General features: G+C 69.1%; 18 protein-coding genes. 14 read left to right on the top strand and 4 right to left on the bottom strand.

Annotated features, from left to right (window positions below; all coding sequences use genetic code 11):
• Nucleotides 1–13 precede the first annotated feature (13 nt).
• From mdcA to mdcH, 9 genes are all read left to right on the top strand, one after another.
• Nucleotides 14–1675, top strand: a complete 1662-nt coding sequence (gene mdcA, locus P0M04_RS25135; protein WP_259452256.1) for a malonate decarboxylase subunit alpha — start codon at nt 14–16, stop codon at nt 1673–1675.
• Nucleotides 1675–2541, top strand: coding sequence for a triphosphoribosyl-dephospho-CoA synthase (locus tag P0M04_RS25130; RefSeq protein ID WP_259452255.1), 867 nt, complete (start codon nt 1675–1677; stop codon nt 2539–2541). The genes mdcA and P0M04_RS25130 overlap by 1 nt, the downstream gene beginning before the upstream one ends.
• 4 nt (nt 2542–2545) lie before the next feature.
• Nucleotides 2546–2857, top strand: a complete 312-nt coding sequence (locus tag P0M04_RS25125; protein WP_259452254.1) for a malonate decarboxylase subunit delta — start codon at nt 2546–2548, stop codon at nt 2855–2857.
• Nucleotides 2854–3702 carry a biotin-independent malonate decarboxylase subunit beta gene (locus tag P0M04_RS25120; RefSeq protein ID WP_259452253.1) on the top strand — a complete coding sequence of 283 codons (849 nt, stop codon included), beginning with the start codon at nt 2854–2856 and terminating at the stop codon, nt 3700–3702. The genes P0M04_RS25125 and P0M04_RS25120 overlap by 4 nt, the downstream gene beginning before the upstream one ends.
• A gap of 5 nt (nt 3703–3707) precedes the next feature.
• Nucleotides 3708–4526, top strand: coding sequence for a biotin-independent malonate decarboxylase subunit gamma (gene mdcE / locus P0M04_RS25115; RefSeq protein ID WP_259452252.1), 819 nt, complete (start codon nt 3708–3710; stop codon nt 4524–4526).
• A gap of 77 nt (nt 4527–4603) precedes the next feature.
• Complete coding sequence (gene madL / locus P0M04_RS25110; protein ID WP_259452251.1) at nt 4604–5005, top strand: malonate transporter subunit MadL; 402 nt, start codon at nt 4604–4606, stop codon at nt 5003–5005.
• A gap of 11 nt (nt 5006–5016) precedes the next feature.
• Nucleotides 5017–5781, top strand: coding sequence for a malonate transporter subunit MadM (gene madM / locus P0M04_RS25105; protein WP_259452250.1), 765 nt, complete (start codon nt 5017–5019; stop codon nt 5779–5781).
• A 1-nt stretch (nt 5782) separates the two neighbouring features.
• Complete coding sequence (locus P0M04_RS25100; protein WP_259452249.1) at nt 5783–6376, top strand: malonate decarboxylase holo-ACP synthase; 594 nt, start codon at nt 5783–5785, stop codon at nt 6374–6376.
• Nucleotides 6373–7290, top strand: coding sequence for a malonate decarboxylase subunit epsilon (gene mdcH, locus P0M04_RS25095; RefSeq protein ID WP_259452248.1), 918 nt, complete (start codon nt 6373–6375; stop codon nt 7288–7290). The genes P0M04_RS25100 and mdcH overlap by 4 nt, the downstream gene beginning before the upstream one ends.
• On the opposite strand, the gene P0M04_RS25090 is transcribed toward mdcH, so the two are convergent.
• The 4 genes from P0M04_RS25090 to P0M04_RS25075 all read right to left on the bottom strand — a co-directional run bounded on the left by P0M04_RS25090 (nt 7284) and on the right by P0M04_RS25075 (nt 16050).
• Entirely contained in the window at nt 7284–8282 is a 999-nt protein-coding gene (locus P0M04_RS25090; protein WP_259452247.1) for an alpha/beta fold hydrolase, read from the bottom strand. The genes mdcH and P0M04_RS25090 overlap by 7 nt on opposite strands.
• Nucleotides 8283–8346: 64 nt before the next feature.
• Nucleotides 8347–9603, bottom strand: a complete 1257-nt coding sequence (locus P0M04_RS25085) for a DUF3472 domain-containing protein (protein ID WP_259452246.1) — start codon at nt 9601–9603, stop codon at nt 8347–8349.
• Nucleotides 9604–9623: 20 nt separating this feature from the next.
• A complete protein-coding gene (locus tag P0M04_RS25080; RefSeq protein WP_259452245.1) occupies nt 9624–12647 on the bottom strand; it encodes a TonB-dependent receptor in 3024 nt (1007 codons plus the stop codon).
• 94 nt (nt 12648–12741) lie between these two features.
• Complete coding sequence (locus tag P0M04_RS25075) at nt 12742–16050, bottom strand: TIM-barrel domain-containing protein (RefSeq protein ID WP_259452244.1); 3309 nt, start codon at nt 16048–16050, stop codon at nt 12742–12744.
• Nucleotides 16051–16370: 320 nt separating this feature from the next.
• Between P0M04_RS25075 and P0M04_RS25070 the strand changes: the two genes are divergently transcribed.
• From P0M04_RS25070 to P0M04_RS25050, 5 genes are read left to right on the top strand one after another with little or no spacing between them, the layout of a single operon-like run.
• Entirely contained in the window at nt 16371–17507 is a 1137-nt protein-coding gene (locus P0M04_RS25070) for an SIS domain-containing protein (RefSeq protein WP_259452243.1), read from the top strand.
• Complete coding sequence (locus P0M04_RS25065; protein ID WP_259452242.1) at nt 17491–18432, top strand: ROK family protein; 942 nt, start codon at nt 17491–17493, stop codon at nt 18430–18432. Before P0M04_RS25070 ends, P0M04_RS25065 begins: the two co-directional genes overlap by 17 nt.
• Nucleotides 18429–19745, top strand: coding sequence for a D-tagatose-bisphosphate aldolase, class II, non-catalytic subunit (locus P0M04_RS25060; RefSeq protein ID WP_259452241.1), 1317 nt, complete (start codon nt 18429–18431; stop codon nt 19743–19745). Before P0M04_RS25065 ends, P0M04_RS25060 begins: the two co-directional genes overlap by 4 nt.
• 36 nt (nt 19746–19781) lie before the next feature.
• Nucleotides 19782–20549 (top strand): DeoR family transcriptional regulator, encoded by a 768-nt coding sequence (locus P0M04_RS25055; RefSeq protein ID WP_259452240.1) that lies wholly within the window; start codon nt 19782–19784, stop codon nt 20547–20549.
• A 1-nt stretch (nt 20550) separates the two neighbouring features.
• Entirely contained in the window at nt 20551–21636 is a 1086-nt protein-coding gene (locus tag P0M04_RS25050) for an N-acetylglucosamine-6-phosphate deacetylase (RefSeq protein WP_259452239.1), read from the top strand.
• The last annotated feature ends 1 nt before the right edge of the window (nt 21637 follow it).

The raw sequence follows: 21637 nt of genomic DNA, 5'->3' as shown, positions 1-21637 counted from the left end.
CAAAGGAGACAACATGGAAAGCAATACGCGTACGACGCGCCAGTGGGACACCCGGCGCCGCGAGAAGGCGCGGCGGATGGCGGCGGCCAGCCACCTGGCCGACGGTCCCGTACTGGACAGCGCGCGCATCGTCGACGCCCTCGAACTGCTGCTGGCCGGCGGCGACCGCGTCGTCCTCGAGGGGAACAACCAGAAACAGGCGGACTTCCTCGCCCGCGCCCTCGTGCAGGTCGACCCGGACCGGATCAACAAGCTGCACATGATCATGCCCAGCGTGAGCCTGCCGGAACACCTGGACCTGTTCGAGCGCGGCATCGCCTGCAAGCTCGATTTCGCCTTCGCCGGCGCGCAGAGCCTGCGCATCTCGCAATTCCTGCAGGAGGGCACGCTCACGGTGGGCGCCCTGCACACGTATATCGAGCTGTACGCCCGCCTGTACGTGGACCTGTCGCCGAACGTCGTGATGGTCGCGGGTTACATGGCGGACCGCGAGGGCAACCTGTACACGGGACCGAGCACGGAAGACACGCCGGCACTCGTCGAGGCGGCCGCCTTCCGCGACGGCATCGTGATCGCGCAGGTGAACGAGATCGTCGACGACCCGAAGGACCTGCCCCGCGTCGACATCCCCGGCGCGTGGGTGGACTACGTCGTACGCTCCGACAAGCCGTTCTACATCGAACCGCTGTTCACGCGCGACCCGCGCCTCATCAAGCCCGTGCACATCCTGATGGGTATGATGGCGATCCGCGGCGTCTACGAGCGCCACAACGTACAGTCGCTGAACCACGGCATCGGCTTCAACACGGCCGCCATCGAACTGCTGCTGCCGACCTATGGCGAGCAGCTGGGATTGAAAGGCAAGATCTGCCGCAACTGGACGCTGAACCCGCACCCCACGCTGATCCCCGCCATCGAATCGGGCTGGGTCGAGAGCGTGCACTGCTTCGGCGCGGAGCTGGGCATGGAAAAGTACACGGCAGCCCGTCCGGACGTCTTCTTCATCGGCCGCGACGGCTCCATGCGCTCGAACCGCGCGTTCTGCCAGCTGGCGGGCCAGTACGCCGTCGACCTGTTCATCGGTTCCACCTTGCAGATGGATGGCCTGGGCAATTCGTCGACCGTGACGCACGGCCGGCTGACGGGCTTCGGCGGCGCGCCGAACATGGGCCACGACCCGCATGGCCGGCGCCATCCTACACCCGCGTGGCTCGACCTCGTGGAGACCGACGATCCGCTGGCACGCGGCAAAAAACTCGTCGTGCAGATGGTCGAGACGTTCCAGGACGGCAGCCAGCCCACGATCGTCGAGTCGCTGGATGCCGTCGAAGTCGGCAAGACGTCCGGCATGCCGCTGGCCCCGGTGATGATCTACGGCGACGACGTCACGCACGTACTGACGGAAGAAGGCATCGCCTACCTGTACAAGGCACGTTCGCTGGAAGAAAGAAAAGCGATGCTGGCGGCGGTGGCTGGCGTCACGCCCATCGGCCTCACACACGACCCGAAGCAGACGGCGCGCATGCGTGCGGAAGGCCTGATCGCGCTGCCGGAAGACATGGGCGTGCGCCGCGCGGACGCGACGCGCTCGCTGCTGGCGGCGAAGAGCATCGCGGAACTGGTCGACTGGTCCGGCGGGCTGTACGAACCGCCGGCCAAATTCAGGAGCTGGTGATGACGGCACGCGATCCCATCCTGATTCCCGCCGATGCCGCGCCGGACCTGGCATTGGCGCTGGCCGACCACGCGGTCGCGGCGCTGGTCGACGAAGCGATGTTGACACCGAAGCCGGGTCTCGTCGACCTGCGCGGCGCCGGCGCCCACCGCGACCTGTCCTGGCCCCTGATGTGCGCGTCGGCCTGTGCGTTGCGGCCCGCGTTCGGCCAGATGGCGCTGGCGGGTCTGCTCATCGCGGATGACGACGCCATGCTGCGCCGGCGCATCGGCGCCATCGGCCGCGACGGCGAAGCGGCGATGATGGCGGCCAGCGGCGGCGTCAACACGCACCGCGGCGCGATCTGGGCCCTGGGCCTGCTCGTCACGGCAGCCGCCGCATCGATGGAACGCGACGCCGGGACCATCGCGGCACGCGCCGGCCGGCTGGCCCGCATCGCCGACCCGGGCGCCCCCGCTGCCACGGGCCACAAGGGCGAACGCGCCTGCATCGAGCACGGCGTGGGCGGCGCCCGCGGCCAGGCCCGTGCCGGCTTCCCGCACGTGGTCGGCCACGCGCTGCCGATGCTGACACTGGCGCGCGCCCGCGGCGACGCCGAGCACCACGCCCGCGTGAACGCCCTGCTGGCCGTGATGGCGACGCTGGACGACACCTGCCTGCTCGCGCGCGGCGGCCGCAAGGCCCTGGCCGCGGCGCAGGACGGCGCGCGCCGCGTGCTCGCATGCGGCGGCATCGCCACGCCGAACGGCCGGCGTGCGTTCGACGTGCTGGAAGCGCGCCTGCGCCGCCTGCACGTCTCGCCCGGCGGCGCCGCCGACCTGCTGGCCGCCGCGCTGCTGCTGGACCGGATCGAACGAGGAGAATAAGACAATGGAAAGACTGGAATACGAATTCGCCGCCGGCCAGCCGGCACCCGGCCGCACCGTGAGCGGTGTGGTCAGCTCCGGCGACCTGGAAGTGCTACTCGAACCGGCACCCGCCGGCCGCACGACGGTTGCCGTGCAGACGTCCGTCGACGGCTATGGCGCCACGTGGAAGGCGCTGCTGGAGCGCGTGTTCGGCGCGGGCATTCTCCCCGCCGCGCGCATCGAGATCAACGACAACGGCGCGACGCCGGGCGTCGTACGCATGCGCATCGAGCAGGCATACGAACAAGCGGCGAACAACGGAGGCACGCCATGAGCATCGACAACCTGTTGAAGCGCGACAGCTTCATCGAACGGGGCGCCCGCAGCCGCGCCCAGGCGCTGCTCGATCCGGGCACGTTCCGCGAACTGGCCGGCCCGTTCGCGCGCCTGCATTCGCCGTGGCTCGCGATGCAGAATCTCGTCACGCAGGCCGACGACGGCGTAGTGGTCGCCAAGGGCAAGGTGGCCGGCCATCCGACCGTCGTGCTGGCGATCGAAGGCGCGTTCCAGGGCGGCAGCATGGGCGAGATCGGCGCCGCCAAGATCGCCGGCGCGCTGGAACTGGCGCTGCGCGACAACGAACGAGGCATCCCGACGCAGGCCGTGATCGTGTTCGAGACGGGCGGCGTGCGCCTGCAGGAAGCGAACCTGGGCCTGGCCGGCATCGCCGAGATCCAGTCCGCGATCGTCGCGCTGCGCCGCCATCGTCCCGTCATCGGCATCAGCGCGGGCACGGTGGGCTGCTACGGCGGCATGTCGATCGCGGCCGGCCTGTGCTCGTACTTCGTGATGACGCGGGAAGCGCGGCTGGGCCTCAACGGCCCGCAGGTGATCGAGCAGGAAGCGGGCGTCACGGAATTCGATGCGCGCCAGCGGGCACTGATCTGGGGCCTGACGGGCGGCGAGCAGCGCACCGCCACACACCTGGCCGACGCCTGCGTCGAGGACGACACGGCGCTCGTCCGCGCCAGCGTCATCGACTTCTTCGCGCGCGGCGTGCCGCCGGTGCACCGCAGCGACCGCACGGCCGACTTCCTGGCCTGCCTGGATCGCGTCGACACCGGCCGGCAGGCCACGGCGCAGGACGTGCGCGAACTGTATGCGAAAGGACTGGAATGATGAACATGCACACGAATCACGCGTCGCGCGGCGCCATGTGGCTGCGGCTGCTGACGGGCGGCGCCCACCCCGTCCACGACTGGACCACCGTGCACGCCTGCGACGCCATCCTGGCCGGCCGGCCCGCACGCTACCTCGCCGTCGTGCCCGATGCGGACAACACCTTCCCGCGCGCCCGCAACGGCGAAGTAGGTCTCGTCGAAGGATGGCGACTGGCGCAGGCCGTGCGCGAAGTCATCGACCTGGACCGGGACTCGCCTGAAAAACGCCCGATCGTCGCCGTCATCGACGTCCCGAGCCAGGCCTACGGGCGGCGCGAGGAAGCGTACGGCATCCACCAGGCGCTGGCCGGCGCCGTGGCCGCGTACGCGGATGCCCGCCAGGCCGGGCACCCCGTCATCGGGCTGATCGTGGGCCTCGCGATGTCGGGCGCGTTCCTCGCGCACGGCTACCAGGCCAACCGTCTGATCGCGCTGGACGACCCGGCCGTTGCCGTGCACGCGATGGGCAAGGCGTCCGCCGCGCGCGTGACCTTGCGCTCCGTCGAGGCGCTGGAAAAACTGGCCGCCAGCGTGCCGCCGATGGCCTACGACATCCGGAGCTTCGCGTCGCTGGGCATCCTGCACGACGTGCTGCAACTGACGAATCTCGCGCTGCCGGACGAGCAGGACATCGCCCTCGTCCACGGCGCACTGGAGGCGGCGCTGGCGAACATCCTCGAGGATCCGCGCCGCGACCTGTCAAGCCGCCTGCGCGGCCAACACCGGGGCGCGTCGCGTACCGTACGCGCGCTGCTCGCAACGGAATGGGAGGCCGCCGACTGAACCCCACTGCAGCACCCGGCCGCCAACAATAATATCCACGGCCGGTCCACCTTTTTTTGGACGAAGAGGAGACACACATGATTATCTACGGAACCGCATTACTGGCCATCTGCCACCTGCTCGGCATCTTCCTGGGCGACCTGCTCGGGGCGCTGCTGGGCGCCAAGACCAACGTCGGCGGGGTCGGCATCGCCATGATCCTGCTGATCTGCGCCCGCCTGTGGCTGCACAGGCGCGGCCTGATGCCGCAGCAGACCGAAATGGGCGTCGCCTTCTGGGGCGCGATGTACATTCCGGTCGTCGTCGCGATGGCAGCCCAGCAGAACGTCGTCTCGGCGCTGCGCGGCGGCCCCGTCGCCCTGCTCGCCGCCTTCGCCACGGTCCTCGTGTGCGCGGTCTGCGTCTCGCTGATCAACCGCGGCGAACGCCCGGTCCCGGAAGCCGACGCCGAAGCCCGCGTCGCCACCCAACGCGCCTGACGGAGGCCACCATGCTCGAACTCCTGGAAAAGACTGCAAAACACAACGGCCTCGTGCTGGCCTTTGCCCTCGTGGGCCTCGTGATGATCGTGTCGATGCAACTGTCGCGCCGCCTCACATTCGGCCGCGTGCACGGTTCCGCCATCGCCATCCTCATCGGCCTGGGCCTCGCCTACTGGGGCGGCATCCAGACCGGCGGCCAGAAAGGCCTGGCGGACGTCACCCTGTTCGCCGGCGTCGGCCTGATGGGCGGCGCCATGCTGCGCGACTTCGCCATCGTCGCCACCGCGTTCGAAGTGCAGGTCGTGGAAGCGAGAAAGGCGGGCCTCGTGGGCGCCGTCGCGCTGATCCTCGGCACGGTGCTGCCGTTCATCGTGGGCGCCAGCGTGGCGTGGGGCTTCGGCTACCGCGACGCCGTCAGCATCACGACCATCGGCGCCGGCGCCGTCACCTACATCGTCGGCCCGGTGACCGGTGCCGCGATCGGTGCCAGCTCGGAAATCATGGCGCTGTCGATCGCGACGGGCCTGGTAAAAGCCATCATGGTCATGGTCGGCACGCCGATGGCGGCGCGCTTCCTGCGCCTGTCCACGCCGCGCTCGGCGATGGTGTTCGGCGGACTGGCCGGCACGGTCAGCGGCGTCTCCGCCGGCCTGGCCGCCACCGACCGCAAGCTCGTGCCGTACGGCGCCCTCGTCGCAACGTTCCACACGGGCCTCGGCTGCCTCCTCGGCCCGTCGCTGCTGTTCTTCGCGACCCGCGCGCTGGTGGGCTGACGTGGACCCGCACGACCTGCTGTTCGTCCACCGGCCGGCGGCGTTCGCGTGCGACGGTGCGCGGCCCGCCTGGCTGGATCCGGCCGCGCCGCTGGTCGTGCGGCGCGAGGCGACGGCGTCCGGGATCGTCCCGGTCGGCGCGCGCGGGCTGCAGCGCAACGAGCGGTGCAAGGGCCGGATCGCGCTGGCCGACGTGGCGGCCATCCTCACGCCGCGCATGCTGGCGGAGCAGGCGCGGACGGCCGAGGGCGACCTGCCCTGCATCGCCGCCCTGCGCGCGCTGGCCCCGCGGCTGGACGCATTGGGTGTCGACTGGGGGCCGACCGGCGGGGCCGGCTACTGGCTCGCCTGCCGCCTGCCCGTGCTGCGGGCGACGAGCGATCTCGATCTGCTCGTGCGCCTGCCGGACCGGCCTTCGCCTTCGCTCGTGGCCGCACTGTGCACGCTGCAGGACGGCCAGCCGTGCCGCCTCGACATCCAGGTCGACACGGGCGCGGGCGGTTTCGCGCTCGCGGAATATGCGCGCGGGGGCCGCGTACTGCTGAAGACAAACGACGGGCCCCGTCTCGTCGCCGACCCATGGGAGGCCGCATGAGCGTCCTGTTCACCTTCCCCGGCCAGGGCGCGCAAAAGGCCGGCATGCTGCACACGCTGCCTTCGCACGCCGAGACGGACCGCACGCTGGCCGAAGCCACGGCCGCGCTGGGTCGCGACGTCATCGCGCTGGACAGTGCAGACGCATTTCGCTCCACGGTCGCCGTGCAATTGTCGCTGCTGGTGGCGGGCGTCGCGATGGCGCGCGTGCTGGCGGCACACGGCGCGGCGCCGCAGATGGTGGCCGGGTTGTCGATCGGCGCATGGCCCGCCGCCGTCGTCGCCGGCGTGCTCGAGTTCGGGGATGCCTTGCGCCTCGTCGAACTGCGCGCCCGGCTGATGGAAGACGCGTACCCGAGCGGCTACGGCATGACCGCGATCGGCGGGCTCACGCGCCAGCAACTGGAGCCGCTGCTCGCGCAAGTCCACGGTCCCGTGTACCTGGCGAACCTGAACGCGCCGCGGCAACTCGTCATCTCGGGCAGCGCGCCGGTCCTGGACGCCGTGGCTGCGCTGGCGCTTTCACACGGCGCTGCCCGCGCGGAGCGGCTCGCGGTACCGGTGCCGTCGCACTGCGCGCTGCTCGACGACCAGGCACGCACGCTCGCCTGCGCCTGCGACCAGGTCCCGCGCAAGCGCCCGCGCATCACGTACGTCAGCAGCAGCGTGGCACGCGCCCTGTTCGACGGCGACCGGATCATGGCGGACCTCGCCGCGAACATGGCGCGCCCCGTGCTGTGGGCGGACACCTTGCGCCATGCGTGGGAACGAGGCGCCCGCGCGGCGCTGGAAATGCCCAGCGGGTCCGTGCTGACCCGCCTCGCGCAGGACGCCGACTTCGCCGCCGGCACCGCCCTGTGCGCCGACGGCAACCGCCTCGATACGCTCGTGCAGGTCGTCCTGGAAAATCAGTAGCCGGCCCGGTCCAGCGCCTCGTTGACGGCGTCGACGACGGCCTGCGGCTTGTCGGCCTGGATGATGTGCGACGCGCCCGCCACGACGTGCAGGCTGGAGCGGGTGGACAGCGCGGCGATCTCCTTCTGGATCGCGAGGTTCTCCGCCTCCGTCGCCTTGTTGAGGGCACTCTGCGGCTTGCCCGGCACCGCGTACGGGCTCACTCCGCGCACGAGCACGACGAGCGGCAGGTCGCCGAAGCTACGGCGCGCGGCGCGCAGCTCCGCCTCGCTCGCGTCGCCCGCCTTGTTGCCGGCGACGATGTCGTCCCAGTACGCGGGCTGGCGCACCATCGCGAGGCGCGCCGCCGCCAGCTCGCGGCCATACTCCGTGCCCGTGCCGCCCGTGCAGGCGGCGAACAGATCGCTGCCCAGTTCGAACCCTTTATGTGCCGCCTGCGCGCACTGTTCGATGAACTGGTTCTGCGCGTCGTAGAACTGTTTGAGTTTGCCCTGCGACGCGGCGTCGATCCGCTTTTCCTCGTCCTCGTGACCCGCTTCCACCAGCACGAGCGCCTTCACTTCCCGCGGATAGCGATAGGCGTACAGCTGGACGGACGCACCGCCGAACGAATTCCCGACCAGGACGTACGGCGGCGCGATGCCGGCCTTGTCCAGCAGCGCATGCAGGTCGGACACCGCATTGCCGAACGTGGGCGGCAGCGGCGACGGGTCGCTGAAGCCGCGCGCCGCGCGGTCGTACACGCAGGCGCGCGTGCGCGTCGCCACCTTCGGCTGCACGCCGTGCCACGTCCAGCCGCCGTCGCCCGACGGTGCGTCGAACACGACGGTCACCGGCCCGCTGCCCGCGCAGTACAAATTCAGCCGGCGCCCGCCGATGTCGACCATCTGGTGCGGGCGGGCGAACTCGCGGTCGGTGTCGTTCATGGCGGCGGCGATGGCGCCGGTCGATACGCTGGCCAGCACGAGGGAGAACAGGACGGGACGCGGCATTGAATCTCCAAAAAAGTGGGAAATCGCCATCCTAGCGCGTCCCGACGCCGTCAATCCTCACCAATTATTGCGGCAGCGCGTTGACGTCCACTGCCGGCGTCGTCCCTGTGGCGGGACGGTTGAACGTCTGGTTGATGTTCACATAGTCCGCGAAGAAGCCGCCATTCTTCAGATAGAACATGCCGCTGTCGACGCCGCCCGCGAAGTCCATGCGCTGCTTGTTGGCGGCCGTTGCATCACCCGTGAAGCGCGCAGCCGTGATCTCGGTCCAGCGACCGGCCGTGTCGCGCGCCCACTGGTTGCCGTAGCGCGCGCTGCGTCCCAGGTAGCCGTTCGTGTCGATGAAGCTTTCGAGGAACGAGTACACGCCGGCATGGTACGTGGTCGTCTGCGGGCGCTTCCACGTCGCGATCAGGCGCCACTTGCCCCCGCCTTCCGGCGCCAGGAACCACGCGCTGAAGTCCGTGTTGCCGGCGCCGTCCGGCCGGACGCGCGTGAGGAAGCGGTACGTGTGGCCGGCCTTCCAGTCATAGATCAGGTAGGACTGGCCGCCCGTCCCTTCGCCACCGAATCCGTTGTCGACGACGTCCGGTCCCTTGTTCACGAGCGTCGTCTTCGCGCCGCTGTCCGCATCCCAGATGGAAAACAGCACACGGCGCTCGTGCGGGCCATTCACCTGGATGCCGAAATAGCCGCCGTTGAAACCGTTGGCCATGTAATAGGAGCCGACCTTGTCCTGGCCCGGCGGCACCGTCAACTCCGTGTAGAAGTATTCCGTGTTCGCCGGCACCTTGAAGCCCAGGTGGACAGACGGGCCCCGTCGCGACCAGTAGTAATTGTCGGCGTCGTTCGCGTAGTGCAGCGGGACGTCGGTCGACACGCGCAGCGCGGACACGTCGCCGAAATAGCCGCCGTCCTTGTTCACGCCCTTCAGGTCCACACGGACATAGCCTGCGGCCGGGATGTTGATCGTGCCGATGGCATAGGTCTTCGTGTCCGTCCCGGACAGCGCCACATCATAGTCGCGGCCCGCCACCGTCGCGCGGATCCGGCTCGTGCTGCTGCCGGCCAGGCGCGCGTCCAGGGCCAGCGCCGCGCTGCCGGGAGCGTCCATGCGGAACCAGATGCTCGTGACGGTCGCGGGGCTCGTCCAGTTGGCGAGGCCGGCATCCGTGATCTCTTCCTTCGCGTGCGCGGGCGCCTGGGTGACGAACGCGTTGCCCGCGAGTGCGACACGGTAATCCGCGGCGCTTGCCAGGCCGGGTACGGTGGACGCGCCCAGCAGCGCGAGGCTGAACAGCATGAGGCTTCTTCGTTTCATCGTCGACTCCTTCATCGGGGTTAAAAGTTGTATTCGGCTGTCAGGCGCACGGCGCGCGGCGATGCGCGGCCGGCCACCTCGAGGTAGTGACGGTTGATGGCACCGGCCTCCTCGCGCGTCTCGTTGTAGCGCGTGACGGTCTGGCGATCGAGCACGTTGAACACGTCCACGCGCAGGATCAGACCTTTCAGACGCGCGGGACTCCAGGCGGCGTTCAGGTCGAGCTGCACCTGCCACGGCAGGCGGCCCTGGCTGCCGCGCGGTGCGGGCTGGCTGTTGCAGTAGAAGTAGGCATCGCCGTAGTCGCCGTCGAAGCGCAGGTCGTCGGGCAGCGCACCGATGCAGTTGCGTGGCGCGCCGGAGACCAGCGCCAGGTTCGCGCCCACCGTCAGTTCCGGCAGCAACTGCGCGAAGCCATAGGCCTTGATCTGGTGGCGGTGGTCGCTCGGCAGGTAGCCGTACGCGTTGTACATCAGCTCTTTATGGTCGTCGCTGACGGTGAGCGCCACGTCGCCACCGCCGATCGTATCCGTCTGGCCTTCCATATTCCCCTTCAGTGCGGACAGCGTGTACGTGACCTTGCCGTACCACCCGTTGCTGAACGGGTGTTCGAGGAAGACGGTCAATGCCTTGTACCGGCGCTCCGGCAATGGGTTGCCCCACTCGGCCGCCGCGATGTCGACGCGGCGCAGGCCACGGCCGTCGTTGAAGTCGATCATGAGGCTGTTGTCGCGGCCCGGATTCATGATCGTGCACTGAAAGCCGCCCCAGTGGCTGGCGTCGACGTTGTTGCGGGCCGCCCAGGCGTCGATTGGACGCTGGTCGCACGTGTCGTCGTTCGTGTCGTTCAGGCGGCGGTACAGCAGGTTACCGCCGACGACCAGCTGGCGGGTCAACGCCTGCTCGAACCCCAGCGAGAACTCGTCCTGCGACAGTGGTTTCAGGCCGACCGCCGTCACCTCGCGCGCATCGCGGCCCTTGCCGTAGAAGTTGTTGGCCGAGTAGGCATTGCTGATCGGATGCAGCCCGGTCGGTGCACCAGTAGCCGGGTCGACGCCCGTATAGGTGTAGAACTGGCTGGTCGACAGCAGCGGGCTCGCCATGTTGCTGGACAGGTTGGAGGGCACCGGCAGGTGGTAGCGGCCCGCGTTGGCAAACACCTTCAGCGAACTGTCGCCCTTCACGTCCCATGTGGCACCGAAACGCGGCGCGATCATGTTCCGCTGCGAGATGAACGCATCGCCGCTCGTCGTATAGTTCGTGAACTGCTCGCGGCGCACGCCCAGGTCGAGCAGCACACGCTCCGCGACCTGCCAGTGGTCCTGGAGGTATTGCGCCGACTGCACGCTCGTCGGGCGCGCCAGGTTCGTGTTGATGTCCTTGCTGACGTAATAGCCCTGGAGGCCGTAGCCGCCGCCCTGGGCCGGGGTCTCGAACGCGCCGTTGATGGCGCGGTTCGGATCGCTGGCCTTGCGGTACGTCCAGCGATAGCCGCCCGCCAGCGTCTGGCCCACGAGGGATTCCACTTCGATGCGGTCGATACCGGCGCGCAGTCCGTGGTTGCCCAGCTTGTACTCGACGTCCAGGCGCAAGCCTTTCTGGCGGTCTTCCGTCGCCGGGTCGACCAAGCTGCCCGTCACAGTCTGCGGGTTGTTGTAGACGAGGCCCGGCACCTGCGTGGACACGGTCGACGACGTCTGGGCCAGTGACGGATCGTAGCCGTCCGGGATGCGCCGGTGGGTCGTGCGCGAGTCGCCGTACAGCGCCGTCACCGTGAGGTCGTCGCGCAGATAGCCCGTGTATTTGACGATGTCGGCGTTCGCGCCGGGCGCGGCGGCCGCGCCGCAGCAGTTGATCGTCTCCTGGCCGGCGCCGCCCGGCTTGCCATCGCGCGTCAGGGTCGCGTAATCGAAGCCGTAGGCCTGGCTGCGGCCCACCGTGCGGTCAAACACTTTCGTGTATTCGAAGTGGTGATCGTCCGTCAGGTTGTAATCGAGCTTGGCCAGGTAGCGGTTGACCGTCGAGTGCGACGTGCTCCAGCCGGTGCGCGATGTCGTGCCCGCGCTGCTCGCGGCGCCGACGCTCTCGCTGTCGGTGATCGTGCGTTCCAGCGCGACGAACGCGAACAGCTTGTTGCGGATGAGTGGACCGCCGCCGTACAGGCCCGCGACGCGGGTGCGCGTCGTGTTGTCGTGGTTCCAGTACAGCAGTTTGCCGTCCGTGTCCGGATTGGCGCCGGTCTGCGGATAATACGTGTTCTCGGGCGCCGCACGCAGGCGGGCTGGCAGGTATTGCAGCTTCCCGCCAAATTCGAACCTGTTCCCGCCGCTTTTCGTCGTGATGTTGATGACGCCGCCCGTCGACCGTCCGAACTCCGCGCCATAGCCGCCCGACAGTACCTGCATGTTGGCGATGGCGCCGAACGGCAGCTCGGACGCGCCCACCTGCGTGAGGATGTTCGTGACGGGGAAGCCGTTCACGTAGAACGCGTTTTCCGACTGGCCCGAACCCGAGATCTGCGGCGCATTGCCATACTGGCTGTTCGTTCCGCGGTTCACGCCCGGCGTCAGCTGGACGACGGACGCAACGTCGTTCGCCACGGGCAGCGCCTTCAATTCCTTCGCGGTGAAGACGACGCCGTTGTTCGTGTTGGACACGTCGATGAACGAGCGGGTCGCCGCCACCACCACGGTCTGCATGCCGCCGTCGCCGAAGCTGGCTTCGACACCGGAGCCGACGACCGCCTCCACCTCGCGGCTCGCCTCGACGGCACCGCCGCGCACCACCTTCACGGCGTAGCGGCCCGGCGGCATCGACGTGGCCGCGTACCGTCCGGCCGCATCCGGACTCACGGTGCGCTGGACGCCGGTCGCCAGGTTCTCGATGACGACGCTTGTCCCCGCCGGCCCGCGCACCTCGCCGAAGATCGTCGTGGTGGCGTTCGACTGCGCCCAGGCCTGGCCGCCGCTCGCGGCCAGGGCGATCAGGATGGCGGTGGCGTGCCGGATGGCGTCGTGCCGCAGTGTGAGGCGCTTGTTGTTCATGCTCATCTCCCTTTTCGATGGATACAGCAGTCCCTCCCCGTCCGGGACAGGGACTGCTCGCTTGCTTGTAGTAGTGGTGGTGGTTGCGGTGGCGTCAGCGCGGTGTGACCGTGGCGCCCGGACTGCCCGTCAGGCGCGCGTTGGCCCAGTTGGCGCAGACCTTGCCGGGACTCCTGCCCTGCGCGCCCAGCGTTCGGAGGCTCAGTTCATGCAGGCCGCGCACGTCTATCTCGGGTTTCACGACGGCCGGCGGCGTCACGAGCCCGCTGTCGTACAAAAGTTTCGATCCGCTCCAGACCTGGAACTGCAGGCCGCCGTTGCCCCGGCAGCTGTCGTCGACGCCGAGGTCGGCCCGCAGGAGGTCCCAGTCGCCCTCCAGCCTGAAGTCGACACGGCTCGCGGGTCCGACACCTACACCCTTGCGGAACCTCAAGCCGTTCATGCGCAGTTCGGCCTCCTTGCCCGCAGGCCTGTCGCGCGCGGCCGACTTCGGCAGTGCGAGGTCGGACAGGTAGACCATCGTGTCGGGACCGTCGGCGCGGCGGTGTTCGAGGATGTGAAATTCCGACACCGCGATCGGCGGGACGTCGGCCGGCAGCGCCGCGTCGTACGCCTTGGCTAGCGCGGGTCCCTGGGCCGCCGTCACCATCGGGTCGAGCGCGCTGGCCCCGTCGCCGTCCGGGTTGTGCACGCTCAGCACGCGGAAGCGCAGCAACCGGCCGGCCGTTGCCGGGAAAGCGATCGTCTGCGTGCCTTGCGCCAGTTGGAGGCGTCCGTGTGCGACCGGTGCGCCCCAGTCGCCGTTGCTGTCGCCGACATAGACTTCATAATCGCGCACCTGGCCGTTCTTCCAGTGCGGGTCATTGCGCGGCGCGACCTCGATGCCGTCGACGAGACGCCGCTCGGCGAAGCCCAGCACCCATTCGTGCGGGCCGCTGCGCACGGCCTGGCTGCGAACGGTACGGAACCACGTGTCCGGCTTGCCGTCGAACGCGCGCTCCAGGCCATGGCCCGGTTCTTCCGCCGGGCGGTTGACGACGACGATGGCGTCGGCAGGAACCGCGCGGCCCGTTTCCGGTGCGGCTGGGAAGGGATCGTCGGGCCGCGCCGCCAGCGCGCCGCGAACATCGATGCGCAGTGCCGAGCGGATGTCGCGCGCCGCCGTCTTCACGTGCAGGGTCCCGCGGCGGTCGGCCGCGTCGAAGAACCAGCCGTCGTCGGCCGCATCGAGCGCGGCGAGGCTGGACCGGACCGGCAGCGTGCGGCCTTCGGCCTGCACCGTCTCGGGCGCCTTCGCGGCCAGCATGCGCAGGCTGTAGCCGCGCCGCGCTTCCTGGCCGGCGTAGGTCCCGTCAACCGCGCCGATCTCGACCGCCGTATCCGCGCCGGCGGCATGCATGCGGATCGTCTGGCGGCTCGATGCGCCCTGCTGGTAACGGCGCGTGTTGCCGTCGTCTTCGTACAACGTGAAGCTGGAGTCCCCGGACACCGGATAGACGTCGAACGTCACACGGTCCTTCGGTTTCTGACCGTCGTACAGCACTTCCGGGTACATCGGGAGGATCGAACCGGCACGCACGAACACGGGCAGCTTGTCCAGCGTGACCCGCAGGTCGACGTCGCGCCCATCGGCACCGGCCGTCGCCTGGTGGCCGTCCCAGTAATCGAGCCACGTCCCCTGCGGCAGGTGGATGCCCTTGCGCCAGCCGCCGCTCGCCGCCTGGCTGCGGTAGACGGGCGCCACCAGCACGTCGCGGCCCAGCATGAACTGGTATTTGTACTTCTCCGTCCACGCGGCGGGGTCGCGCGGGTAGTCCCACATCAGGCCGCGTACGAGCGGTGCACCGCTGTCCTCGGCCTCGCGCGCCAGCGTGTACATGTAGGGCGTCAGGCGCAGCTTGAGTTTCAGGTAGCGCCGGTTGATGTCGCGGTAAGGCTCGTCGAACCACCATGGATGCTTGCGCTCGGCCGCCGACCAGCCGGACATCCCCATCAGCACGGGCGTGAAGCTCTTCCACTGCAGGTCGCGGGTGTACGTCTCCGGGCTCCCGCCGAAAATGGCGTCCACGTCGCCGGTCGCATACGCCTGGCCGGAGAGGCCGGAACCGATCAGCGTGGGCACATGCCAGCGGATGTAGTCCCAGCTCGCGCTCTGGTCGCCCGTCCACGCGACGGCATAGCGCTGCGTGCCGGCCCAGCCCATGACCGTCCAGATGAAGGGGCGGCTGTCGGAATTCTTCAAGATGCCGTCGTACGCAGCCTGGTTCGCGTCGAGCGAGAATTGGTAGCCCTTGCCGGTCCACGCGACGTCGAGCTTTTGCACGCGCGTGCCGGCCGTACCGACTTCCCACGCGATCTTGTCGACGCCATTTTCCGTCCACAGGCCCGTGCGGAATCCGTATCCGGCGAGCCCCTTCACCGTCTCCGGCAAATTCGTGTAGCCGCAGCCGTAGCCGTCGTTCGGCAGGATCCAGCCGCCCGGCATGTCGTGCTCGCGGTAGCGTTTCGCGACGCTGTCGACCACGTCCGGCGTCTTGCCGGTCGGGCCGTCGCTCCATCCTTGCGGCACCGTGCCCGGCTTCTTGACGTTGTCGCCGTCGTTGTAGCAGTCGGCATCGCCGAATTCCAGCGCCCAGCGCGGCAGCAGGCGCGCGCGGCCCGTCCATGCGGTGTAGCCGGCGAGCGCGCCGCGCAAGTCCGGTGCCACGAAATAATAGGCGTCGAAGCGGCCTTCCGCATGCTGCAGCGCGATCTGGTCGTCGCTGCGCAGGTCGTAGCTGCCGTCCGACCACGTATTGCGCAGCATCGCCCAGCCCTTGGAACTGAGCAGGAACGGCGCCGGGTTCGGGCGATCGCCCTCTTCCCAGCCGCCCGAATACGACACAGCCAGCTCGCGCCCCTTGAATTCGTAGCGCCCGTTCTGCTGGCCGCCGCCGTAGAAGCGCTCTGCCGCATCCGTCGACAGCACCTGGATGGCCTGCTTCGCATCGATGTCGAGCGGCTGCAATTCGCGCCACAGCGGCGCCGCCTCGCCGGCACGGTACAGGGAGAAGCGCAGCGGCTTGCGGTCGATGCGGAGCATCAGGGCCGCCGTCTTCAGCATGATATGGTCGGGATGCTCGTCCAGCGCGTAGGTCTGGTTGTCAGGCGTGCCGACGACGATGGGCGCTGCCTTGTCGCCCGGCCCCGTCAGTTGCGCGGTCGGGCTGGCCTGGATGTGCAGCACGTCCGGGCGCGGGAGGCCCACCTGCACACGGGCGCCGCGGTCCGTCACGATGTCCCATGTATGGCCGTCGGCGGCGGCGCTGATGGATTTCAGGTGGCCCAACGGGGCGGCGCCAACGGCGGCCGTCCAGGTCAGGGCGAGTAAGGCAGCGACAGGAGTAAAACGAAAAGGTCTCATGGTCATAATGGTTGTCGATTTACGTTTTTGTTTTTCTTAATGTAGAAACAAAAACAAACGGGGTCAACAAAAAGTCGTCGAACGGGCGAAAAGATAGCGATATCACCGGTTTTCACGCGATTTTTTCTTTCGTTTTAAAGAGTATTCAGCGCGCTAACTTTCGCTATGTCGCAAAAGTGGGACACTAGCATCGCAGACATCGAAGACATATACGGGAAAATACCGAAACACGACTACTTTGCTTTCGATTTATCTTTCGTGTTTGACATTTCGAAAAATAAGCTCTAATCTTGCCCTATCCGAACCTTTCGAATATGACGATGACCACCCTTCTCGAACGCGACGCGCAGTCCTGGCGCGACCTCGGCGGCCTTGCAACCGCGGAGGAGATCGTCCAGCAGCCCGCCGTCTGGCGCGCCCTCGCCGGCGTCCTCGCCGCGGAGGGCCAGCGCGTCGCGGACTTCCTGGGCCCTTGCCTGGACGACCCGCGCCAGCGCGTGATCCTGACGGGCGCCGGCAGCTCGGCCTATGTCGGCGAGATCGCCGCGGCCCAACTGGATGCCGGGTGTGCGGCCGACGTACGCGCGCTCGCCACCACGAGCCTCCTTACGCACCACGAACTGTATCTGGACCCGGCCGCGCCCACGTTGCTGGTGTCGTTCGCGCGCAGCGGCGAGAGCCCGGAGAGCCTGGCGGCCGTCAACCTCGTGCGCAGTGTCGTCCCCGGCGCGCGCTTCCTGCATATCACCTGCAACGCGGCCGGCAGCCTGGCGACGCAGGCCGCCGGCGATCCCGCGGCCTGCGTGCTGCTGATGCCGCCCGCGAGCTGCGACCGCGGCTTCGCGATGACCAGCAGCTTCACCAGCATGCTGCTGGCCGCCTTGTGCGTCCTCTCGCGCGGCGCGGATGCCGCCGGGCGCCTCGACCGTCTCGCGCACCTGGGCGAACGCGCCCTCGCCGACTGGTCCGCGTCCGTCGCACGCCTGGCGCAGCGGCCGGCGCAGCGCGTCGTCTACCTGGGCAGCGGCCCGCTCGAAGCACTGGCTAAAGAAGCGGCGCTGAAGATCCTCGAGCTGACGGGCGGCCGCATCCTCGCCCTGGCCGAGTCGCCGCTGGGCTTCCGCCACGGTCCGAAATCCGTACTGGACGAGACGTCGCAAGTGATCCTGTTCGCGAGCACGAAGCCGCTGGCGCGCCGCTACGACGACGACCTGCTGGCCGAACTGCGCCGCGACGGCATCGCCGCCGACGTGCTGACGGTGGGCCAGTGCGGCGATTTTGCCGCCGAAGCGCCAGCGTGGCCGGACGCATGGCTCGCGCCGCTGTGGCTCATGATGGCGCAGCAGTATGCGCTGCAGCAATCCGTGCGCTTGAACCTGCGCCCCGACAATCCGTTCGCCGGCGGGATCGTCAACCGCGTCGTCCAGGGAGTGACCATCCATGACCACGCTGCCTGACGGCTGCCACGGCATCGACATCGGCGGCACGAAGATCGAACTCGTTTCGTTCGACGCCGCCCTGCGCGAAGTCCACCGTGAGCGCGTGGCCACGCCAGGCCACGACATCATGGCGTTCTCGCAGGCGATTCACACGCTCGTGCGCAACGGCGACGCGGTGTTGGGTGCCCGCGCCCCGGTCGGCATCGGCCTGCCCGGCATCACGGATACGTTCAGCGGCCGCCAGCTGAGCACGAACGTCCCGGCGCTGAATGGCCGCCAGGCGCGCAAGCTGCTGGAGCACATGCTCGACCGCCCCGTCGTATTCGGCAACGACTGCCAGTGCTTCGCGCTGTGTGAAGCCGCGGGCGGCGCGGCGGACGGCTCGCCGACGATGTTCGGCGCCATCCTCGGCACCGGCGCCGGCGGTGGCTATTGCGCGGGGGGGAAGCTGCTGCGCGGCCGCAACGGCATCGCCGGCGAATGGGGCCACTGGTCCGTCTCCGCATCGCTGCTGGCGCGCCACGGCCTGGCGGCGCTGGACTGCCCCTGCGGCAAGGCCGGCTGCACGGAGCGCTATGTATCGGGGCCCGGCATGAGCACGCTGCACCGCCACTTCGGCGGCGACGGCGCGGAACCGCTGGCGCTGGCCGCCCGCGCGAATGCGGGCGACGCGCTCGCCGCGCGCACGCTGGACACCCACCTCGACCTGCTCGGCCAAGCGATGGCCGGCATCGTGCTCGCGTTCGACCCGCATGCTATCGTGCTGGGCGGCGGCCTCTCGAACCTGCCGCACTTGTACGAGCGCCTGCCCGACGCCGTCCAGTCCCACCTCCTGCGCGGCGTCCAGGCGCCGCCCATCCTGCCCCCACGCTTCGGCGATGCCGGCGGCGCCCGCGGCGCGGCGCTGCTGCTGCGCCAGCAACTCAACGACAGCGAACCATGACGTCACCCATCCAGCAAGTCATCCAGGCGCACCGCCGCGGCGAACGGGTCGGCCTGGCCAGCATCTGCTGCAGCCACCCGGCCGTATTGCGTGCCGCCATGCGCGTCGCGCTCGACCACGATTCCCTGCTGCTCGTGGAAGCGACGTCGAACCAGGTCGACCAGTTCGGCGGTTACACCGGGATGACGCCCGCCGTCTACCGCGACTACGTCCTCGACCTCGCGCGCGACCTGGCCTTCCCGCCCGGGCGGCTCGTGCTGGGCGGCGACCATCTCGGTCCCAACGCGTGGCAGGGTCTGGACGCCGCGACCGCGATGGCCCATGCGGAGACGCTGATCGCCGCGTACGCCGGCGCGGGCTTCCACAAGATCCACCTCGATTGCAGCATGCGCTGTGCTGACGATCCGCCCCTGTTGCCCGACGAGATCGTGGCACAGCGCTCGGCGCGGCTTGCACGCGTTGCGGAGGATGCCACACAAGCGGCCGGCCTGCCGCCGCCCGTCTACGTGATCGGGACGGAAGTGCCGATTCCCGGCGGCGAGGCGGACCTCGACGATGCGGGCGCACCGACGGCACCGGCCGCGGCAAAGCGCACCCTCGATGTGCATTGCCGCGCGTTCCTCCACGCCGGGCTGCATGCGGCCTGGCGCCGCGTCGTCGCGATGGTCGTGCAGCCCGGCGTCGACTTCGACACGAGCCGCGTCCAGCACTACGACGCTGCCCGCGCGGCCTCGCTGTCCGACTTCATTGCCGGTCATCCGGGCCTCGTGTTCGAAGCGCATTCCACGGACTACCAGCGCGAGCCGGCCCTGCACGACATGGTGCGCGACCACTTCGCCATCCTGAAAGTGGGCCCGGCCGCCACGTTCGCATTGCGCGAAGCGCTGCTGGCGCTGTGCCATATCGAGGATGAACTGGTGCCGGTCGGCCACGCATCGCGCCTGATGCGCGTGCTGGACGACGTGATGCTGGCGAAACCCGACCACTGGCGCAAGCACTACCGCGGCAGCAGCGACGATCAACGCATCCTGCGCCGCTATGCGCTGTCGGACCGGTGCCGCTATTACTGGGGCGAGCCGCCCGTCGCGGCGGCGCTGGAGACGCTGTATGCCAACCTGGAAGCGACGACTATCCCGCTGCCCCTGCTGAGCCAGCACCTGCCGGAGCAGTACGCGGACGTCGTGGACGGCGGCCTGGATCCGGCGCCGCGCGCACTGGTCGAGCACAAGATCGGGCGCGTGCTGTCGCAGTACATGAGGGCGTGTACGCGCAACACGGCGCAGCCCGTCGGCAGCGCCGCCGCGATCTGTTAAGCTCGGCGTTTTCACACTGCCTGCCTGCACGCGACCATGCGAAACACCAGCCAACGCCGCGAATCGATCCTGCAAACGCTCGCCCGCCAGGGCTCGGTCCAGGTGACCGACCTCGTCGACCAGCTCGCCGTCTCCGCCGTCACCATCCGCACCGACCTGTCCGCGCTGGAGAGCCAGGGGCTGGTCACGCGCAGCCACGGCGGCGCGGTCCTCGTGCGCACGCCGCCGCCGGAGCAGAGCATCCGCCAGAAGGATGCGTTGCACCATGAAGAAAAAGAGCGCATCGGCGCCTTCGCCGCGTCGCTCGTCGAACCGGGCGACAACATCGTCATCGACTCCGGCACGACGACGATCTCGCTGGCACGCCACCTGCGCGACGCCCAGGACGTGACGGTGGCGACGAATGGACTCAACATCGCCTGGGAGCTGGCGGAGTCGCCCGGCGTCGACCTGATCCTGACGGGCGGCCTGCTGCGCAAGCAGTCGCTGTCGTTCCAGGGCAGCCAGGCCGAGGCCTGCCTGCAGGTCTACAACTTCGACAAGTTGTTCCTCGGCGTCGACGGCCTGGACATGCAGTTCGGCGTCACCACGCACAACGAGGCCGAAGCGAGTCTGAACCGCAAGATGGTCGAGCGGGCCAAGCGCATCATCGTCCTCACGGATGCCTCGAAGTTCGGCCGCGTGAGCCTGCACCGGATCGCGCAGCTGGACTGCATCCACACCGTCATCACGGATGCCGGCATCAGCGCCGAATACCGCGACGGGCTCCAGAAGCTGGGCATCGAACTGCTCATCGCGAACTAGCATGCTCACGGGCCGGATCCTCACTCCCGACGGCTGGATCGCCGGCCGCCTCACCTTCGGGGAGCGGATCGGGGCCATCGAGGCCGATACGGCTTGCGCAGGCGGTCCACTGATCCTGCCCGGCTTCGTCGACCTGCACGTGCACGGCGCGGCGGGCGTGGACATCATGCAGGGCGGGTCGGCCGGCGCGACGGTCGCGCGGGCGCACGCCCGCCACGGCACCACGTCCATGCTGGGCACGACGATGACGGCGCATCCGGCTGCCATCCGCCGTGCTCTGGAAAGCCTCGGCCCCGTCATCGCCACGCGGCCGGCCGGCGCGGCGCGCATGCTCGGCGTGCACCTGGAAGGCCCGTTCATCAGTCCGCACAAGCTGGGTGCCCAGCCGCCCGAGACGCTGCCCGCCAGCCTCGACCTGATCCGCGCCTGGCATGCTCTGGCGCCCGTCCGCGCGCTGACCCTGGCGCCGGAAATTCCCGGCCACCTGGAACTGATTCCGCAACTGGCGGCGCTGGGCATCCGCGTCCAGCTGGGCCACAGCGCCGGCACGTACGCGGATGGCGTGGCCGCGCTCGCGGCCGGCGCGGCCGGATTCACGCACCTGTTCAACGGCATGAGCGGCTTCGCGCACCGCGCGCCGGGCATCGCGGGCGCCGCGCTCGCCCATGCGGAATACGCCGAGATCATCCCCGACCTCGAACACGTGGCGCCCGGTGCCATCCACGCGGCCTTGCGCGCCATCCCGAAGCTGTACGGCGTGACGGATGCCACGGCCGCCACCGGCATGCCGGACGGAGAGTACGCGCTGGGCAGCCAGCGCGTTTATAAATGCGTGGGGTGCGTGCGCCTTGCCACCGGCTCGCTGGCCGGCAGTGCGCTGACGATGGACCAGGCGCTGCGCAACCTCGTCGCCATCGGCCTGGATGTGGCCGACGCGTCGCGCCGCCTGTCGGAATACCCCGCCGATTACCTCGGCGAGCCGGCGCGCGGCCGCATCGTGCCCGGCGCCTGGGCGGACCTCGTCGTCCTGGATGCGGACCTGCGGCCGGTTACGGTCGTCGTCGAGGGCGAAGCCATACCACGATAAA

Source organism: Telluria mixta, from assembly GCF_029223865.1.
Taxonomy (GTDB): domain Bacteria; phylum Pseudomonadota; class Gammaproteobacteria; order Burkholderiales; family Burkholderiaceae_D; genus Telluria; species Telluria mixta.
The sequence above is the reverse complement of the archived record's forward strand: the minus strand, read 5'-3'. Positions and strand labels throughout refer to the sequence as shown.

Bases quoted from the DNA above. Each gene is read 5' to 3' on its own strand.
- mdcA (WP_259452256.1), top strand. From the start codon at position 14: ATGGAAAGCAATACGCGTACGACGCGCCAGTGGGACACCCGGCGCCGC.
- P0M04_RS25130 (WP_259452255.1), top strand. From the start codon at position 1,675: ATGACGGCACGCGATCCCATCCTGATTCCCGCCGATGCCGCGCCGGAC.
- P0M04_RS25125 (WP_259452254.1), top strand. From the start codon at position 2,546: ATGGAAAGACTGGAATACGAATTCGCCGCCGGCCAGCCGGCACCCGGC.
- P0M04_RS25120 (WP_259452253.1), top strand. From the start codon at position 2,854: ATGAGCATCGACAACCTGTTGAAGCGCGACAGCTTCATCGAACGGGGC.
- mdcE (WP_259452252.1), top strand. From the start codon at position 3,708: ATGCACACGAATCACGCGTCGCGCGGCGCCATGTGGCTGCGGCTGCTG.
- madL (WP_259452251.1), top strand. From the start codon at position 4,604: ATGATTATCTACGGAACCGCATTACTGGCCATCTGCCACCTGCTCGGC.
- madM (WP_259452250.1), top strand. From the start codon at position 5,017: ATGCTCGAACTCCTGGAAAAGACTGCAAAACACAACGGCCTCGTGCTG.
- mdcH (WP_259452248.1), top strand. From the start codon at position 6,373: ATGAGCGTCCTGTTCACCTTCCCCGGCCAGGGCGCGCAAAAGGCCGGC.
- P0M04_RS25090 (WP_259452247.1), bottom strand. From the start codon at position 8,282: ATGCCGCGTCCCGTCCTGTTCTCCCTCGTGCTGGCCAGCGTATCGACC.
- P0M04_RS25085 (WP_259452246.1), bottom strand. From the start codon at position 9,603: ATGAAACGAAGAAGCCTCATGCTGTTCAGCCTCGCGCTGCTGGGCGCG.
- P0M04_RS25080 (WP_259452245.1), bottom strand. From the start codon at position 12,647: ATGAACAACAAGCGCCTCACACTGCGGCACGACGCCATCCGGCACGCC.
- P0M04_RS25075 (WP_259452244.1), bottom strand. From the start codon at position 16,050: ATGAGACCTTTTCGTTTTACTCCTGTCGCTGCCTTACTCGCCCTGACC.
- P0M04_RS25070 (WP_259452243.1), top strand. From the start codon at position 16,371: ATGACCACCCTTCTCGAACGCGACGCGCAGTCCTGGCGCGACCTCGGC.
- P0M04_RS25065 (WP_259452242.1), top strand. From the start codon at position 17,491: ATGACCACGCTGCCTGACGGCTGCCACGGCATCGACATCGGCGGCACG.
- P0M04_RS25060 (WP_259452241.1), top strand. From the start codon at position 18,429: ATGACGTCACCCATCCAGCAAGTCATCCAGGCGCACCGCCGCGGCGAA.
- P0M04_RS25055 (WP_259452240.1), top strand. From the start codon at position 19,782: ATGCGAAACACCAGCCAACGCCGCGAATCGATCCTGCAAACGCTCGCC.
- P0M04_RS25050 (WP_259452239.1), top strand. From the start codon at position 20,551: ATGCTCACGGGCCGGATCCTCACTCCCGACGGCTGGATCGCCGGCCGC.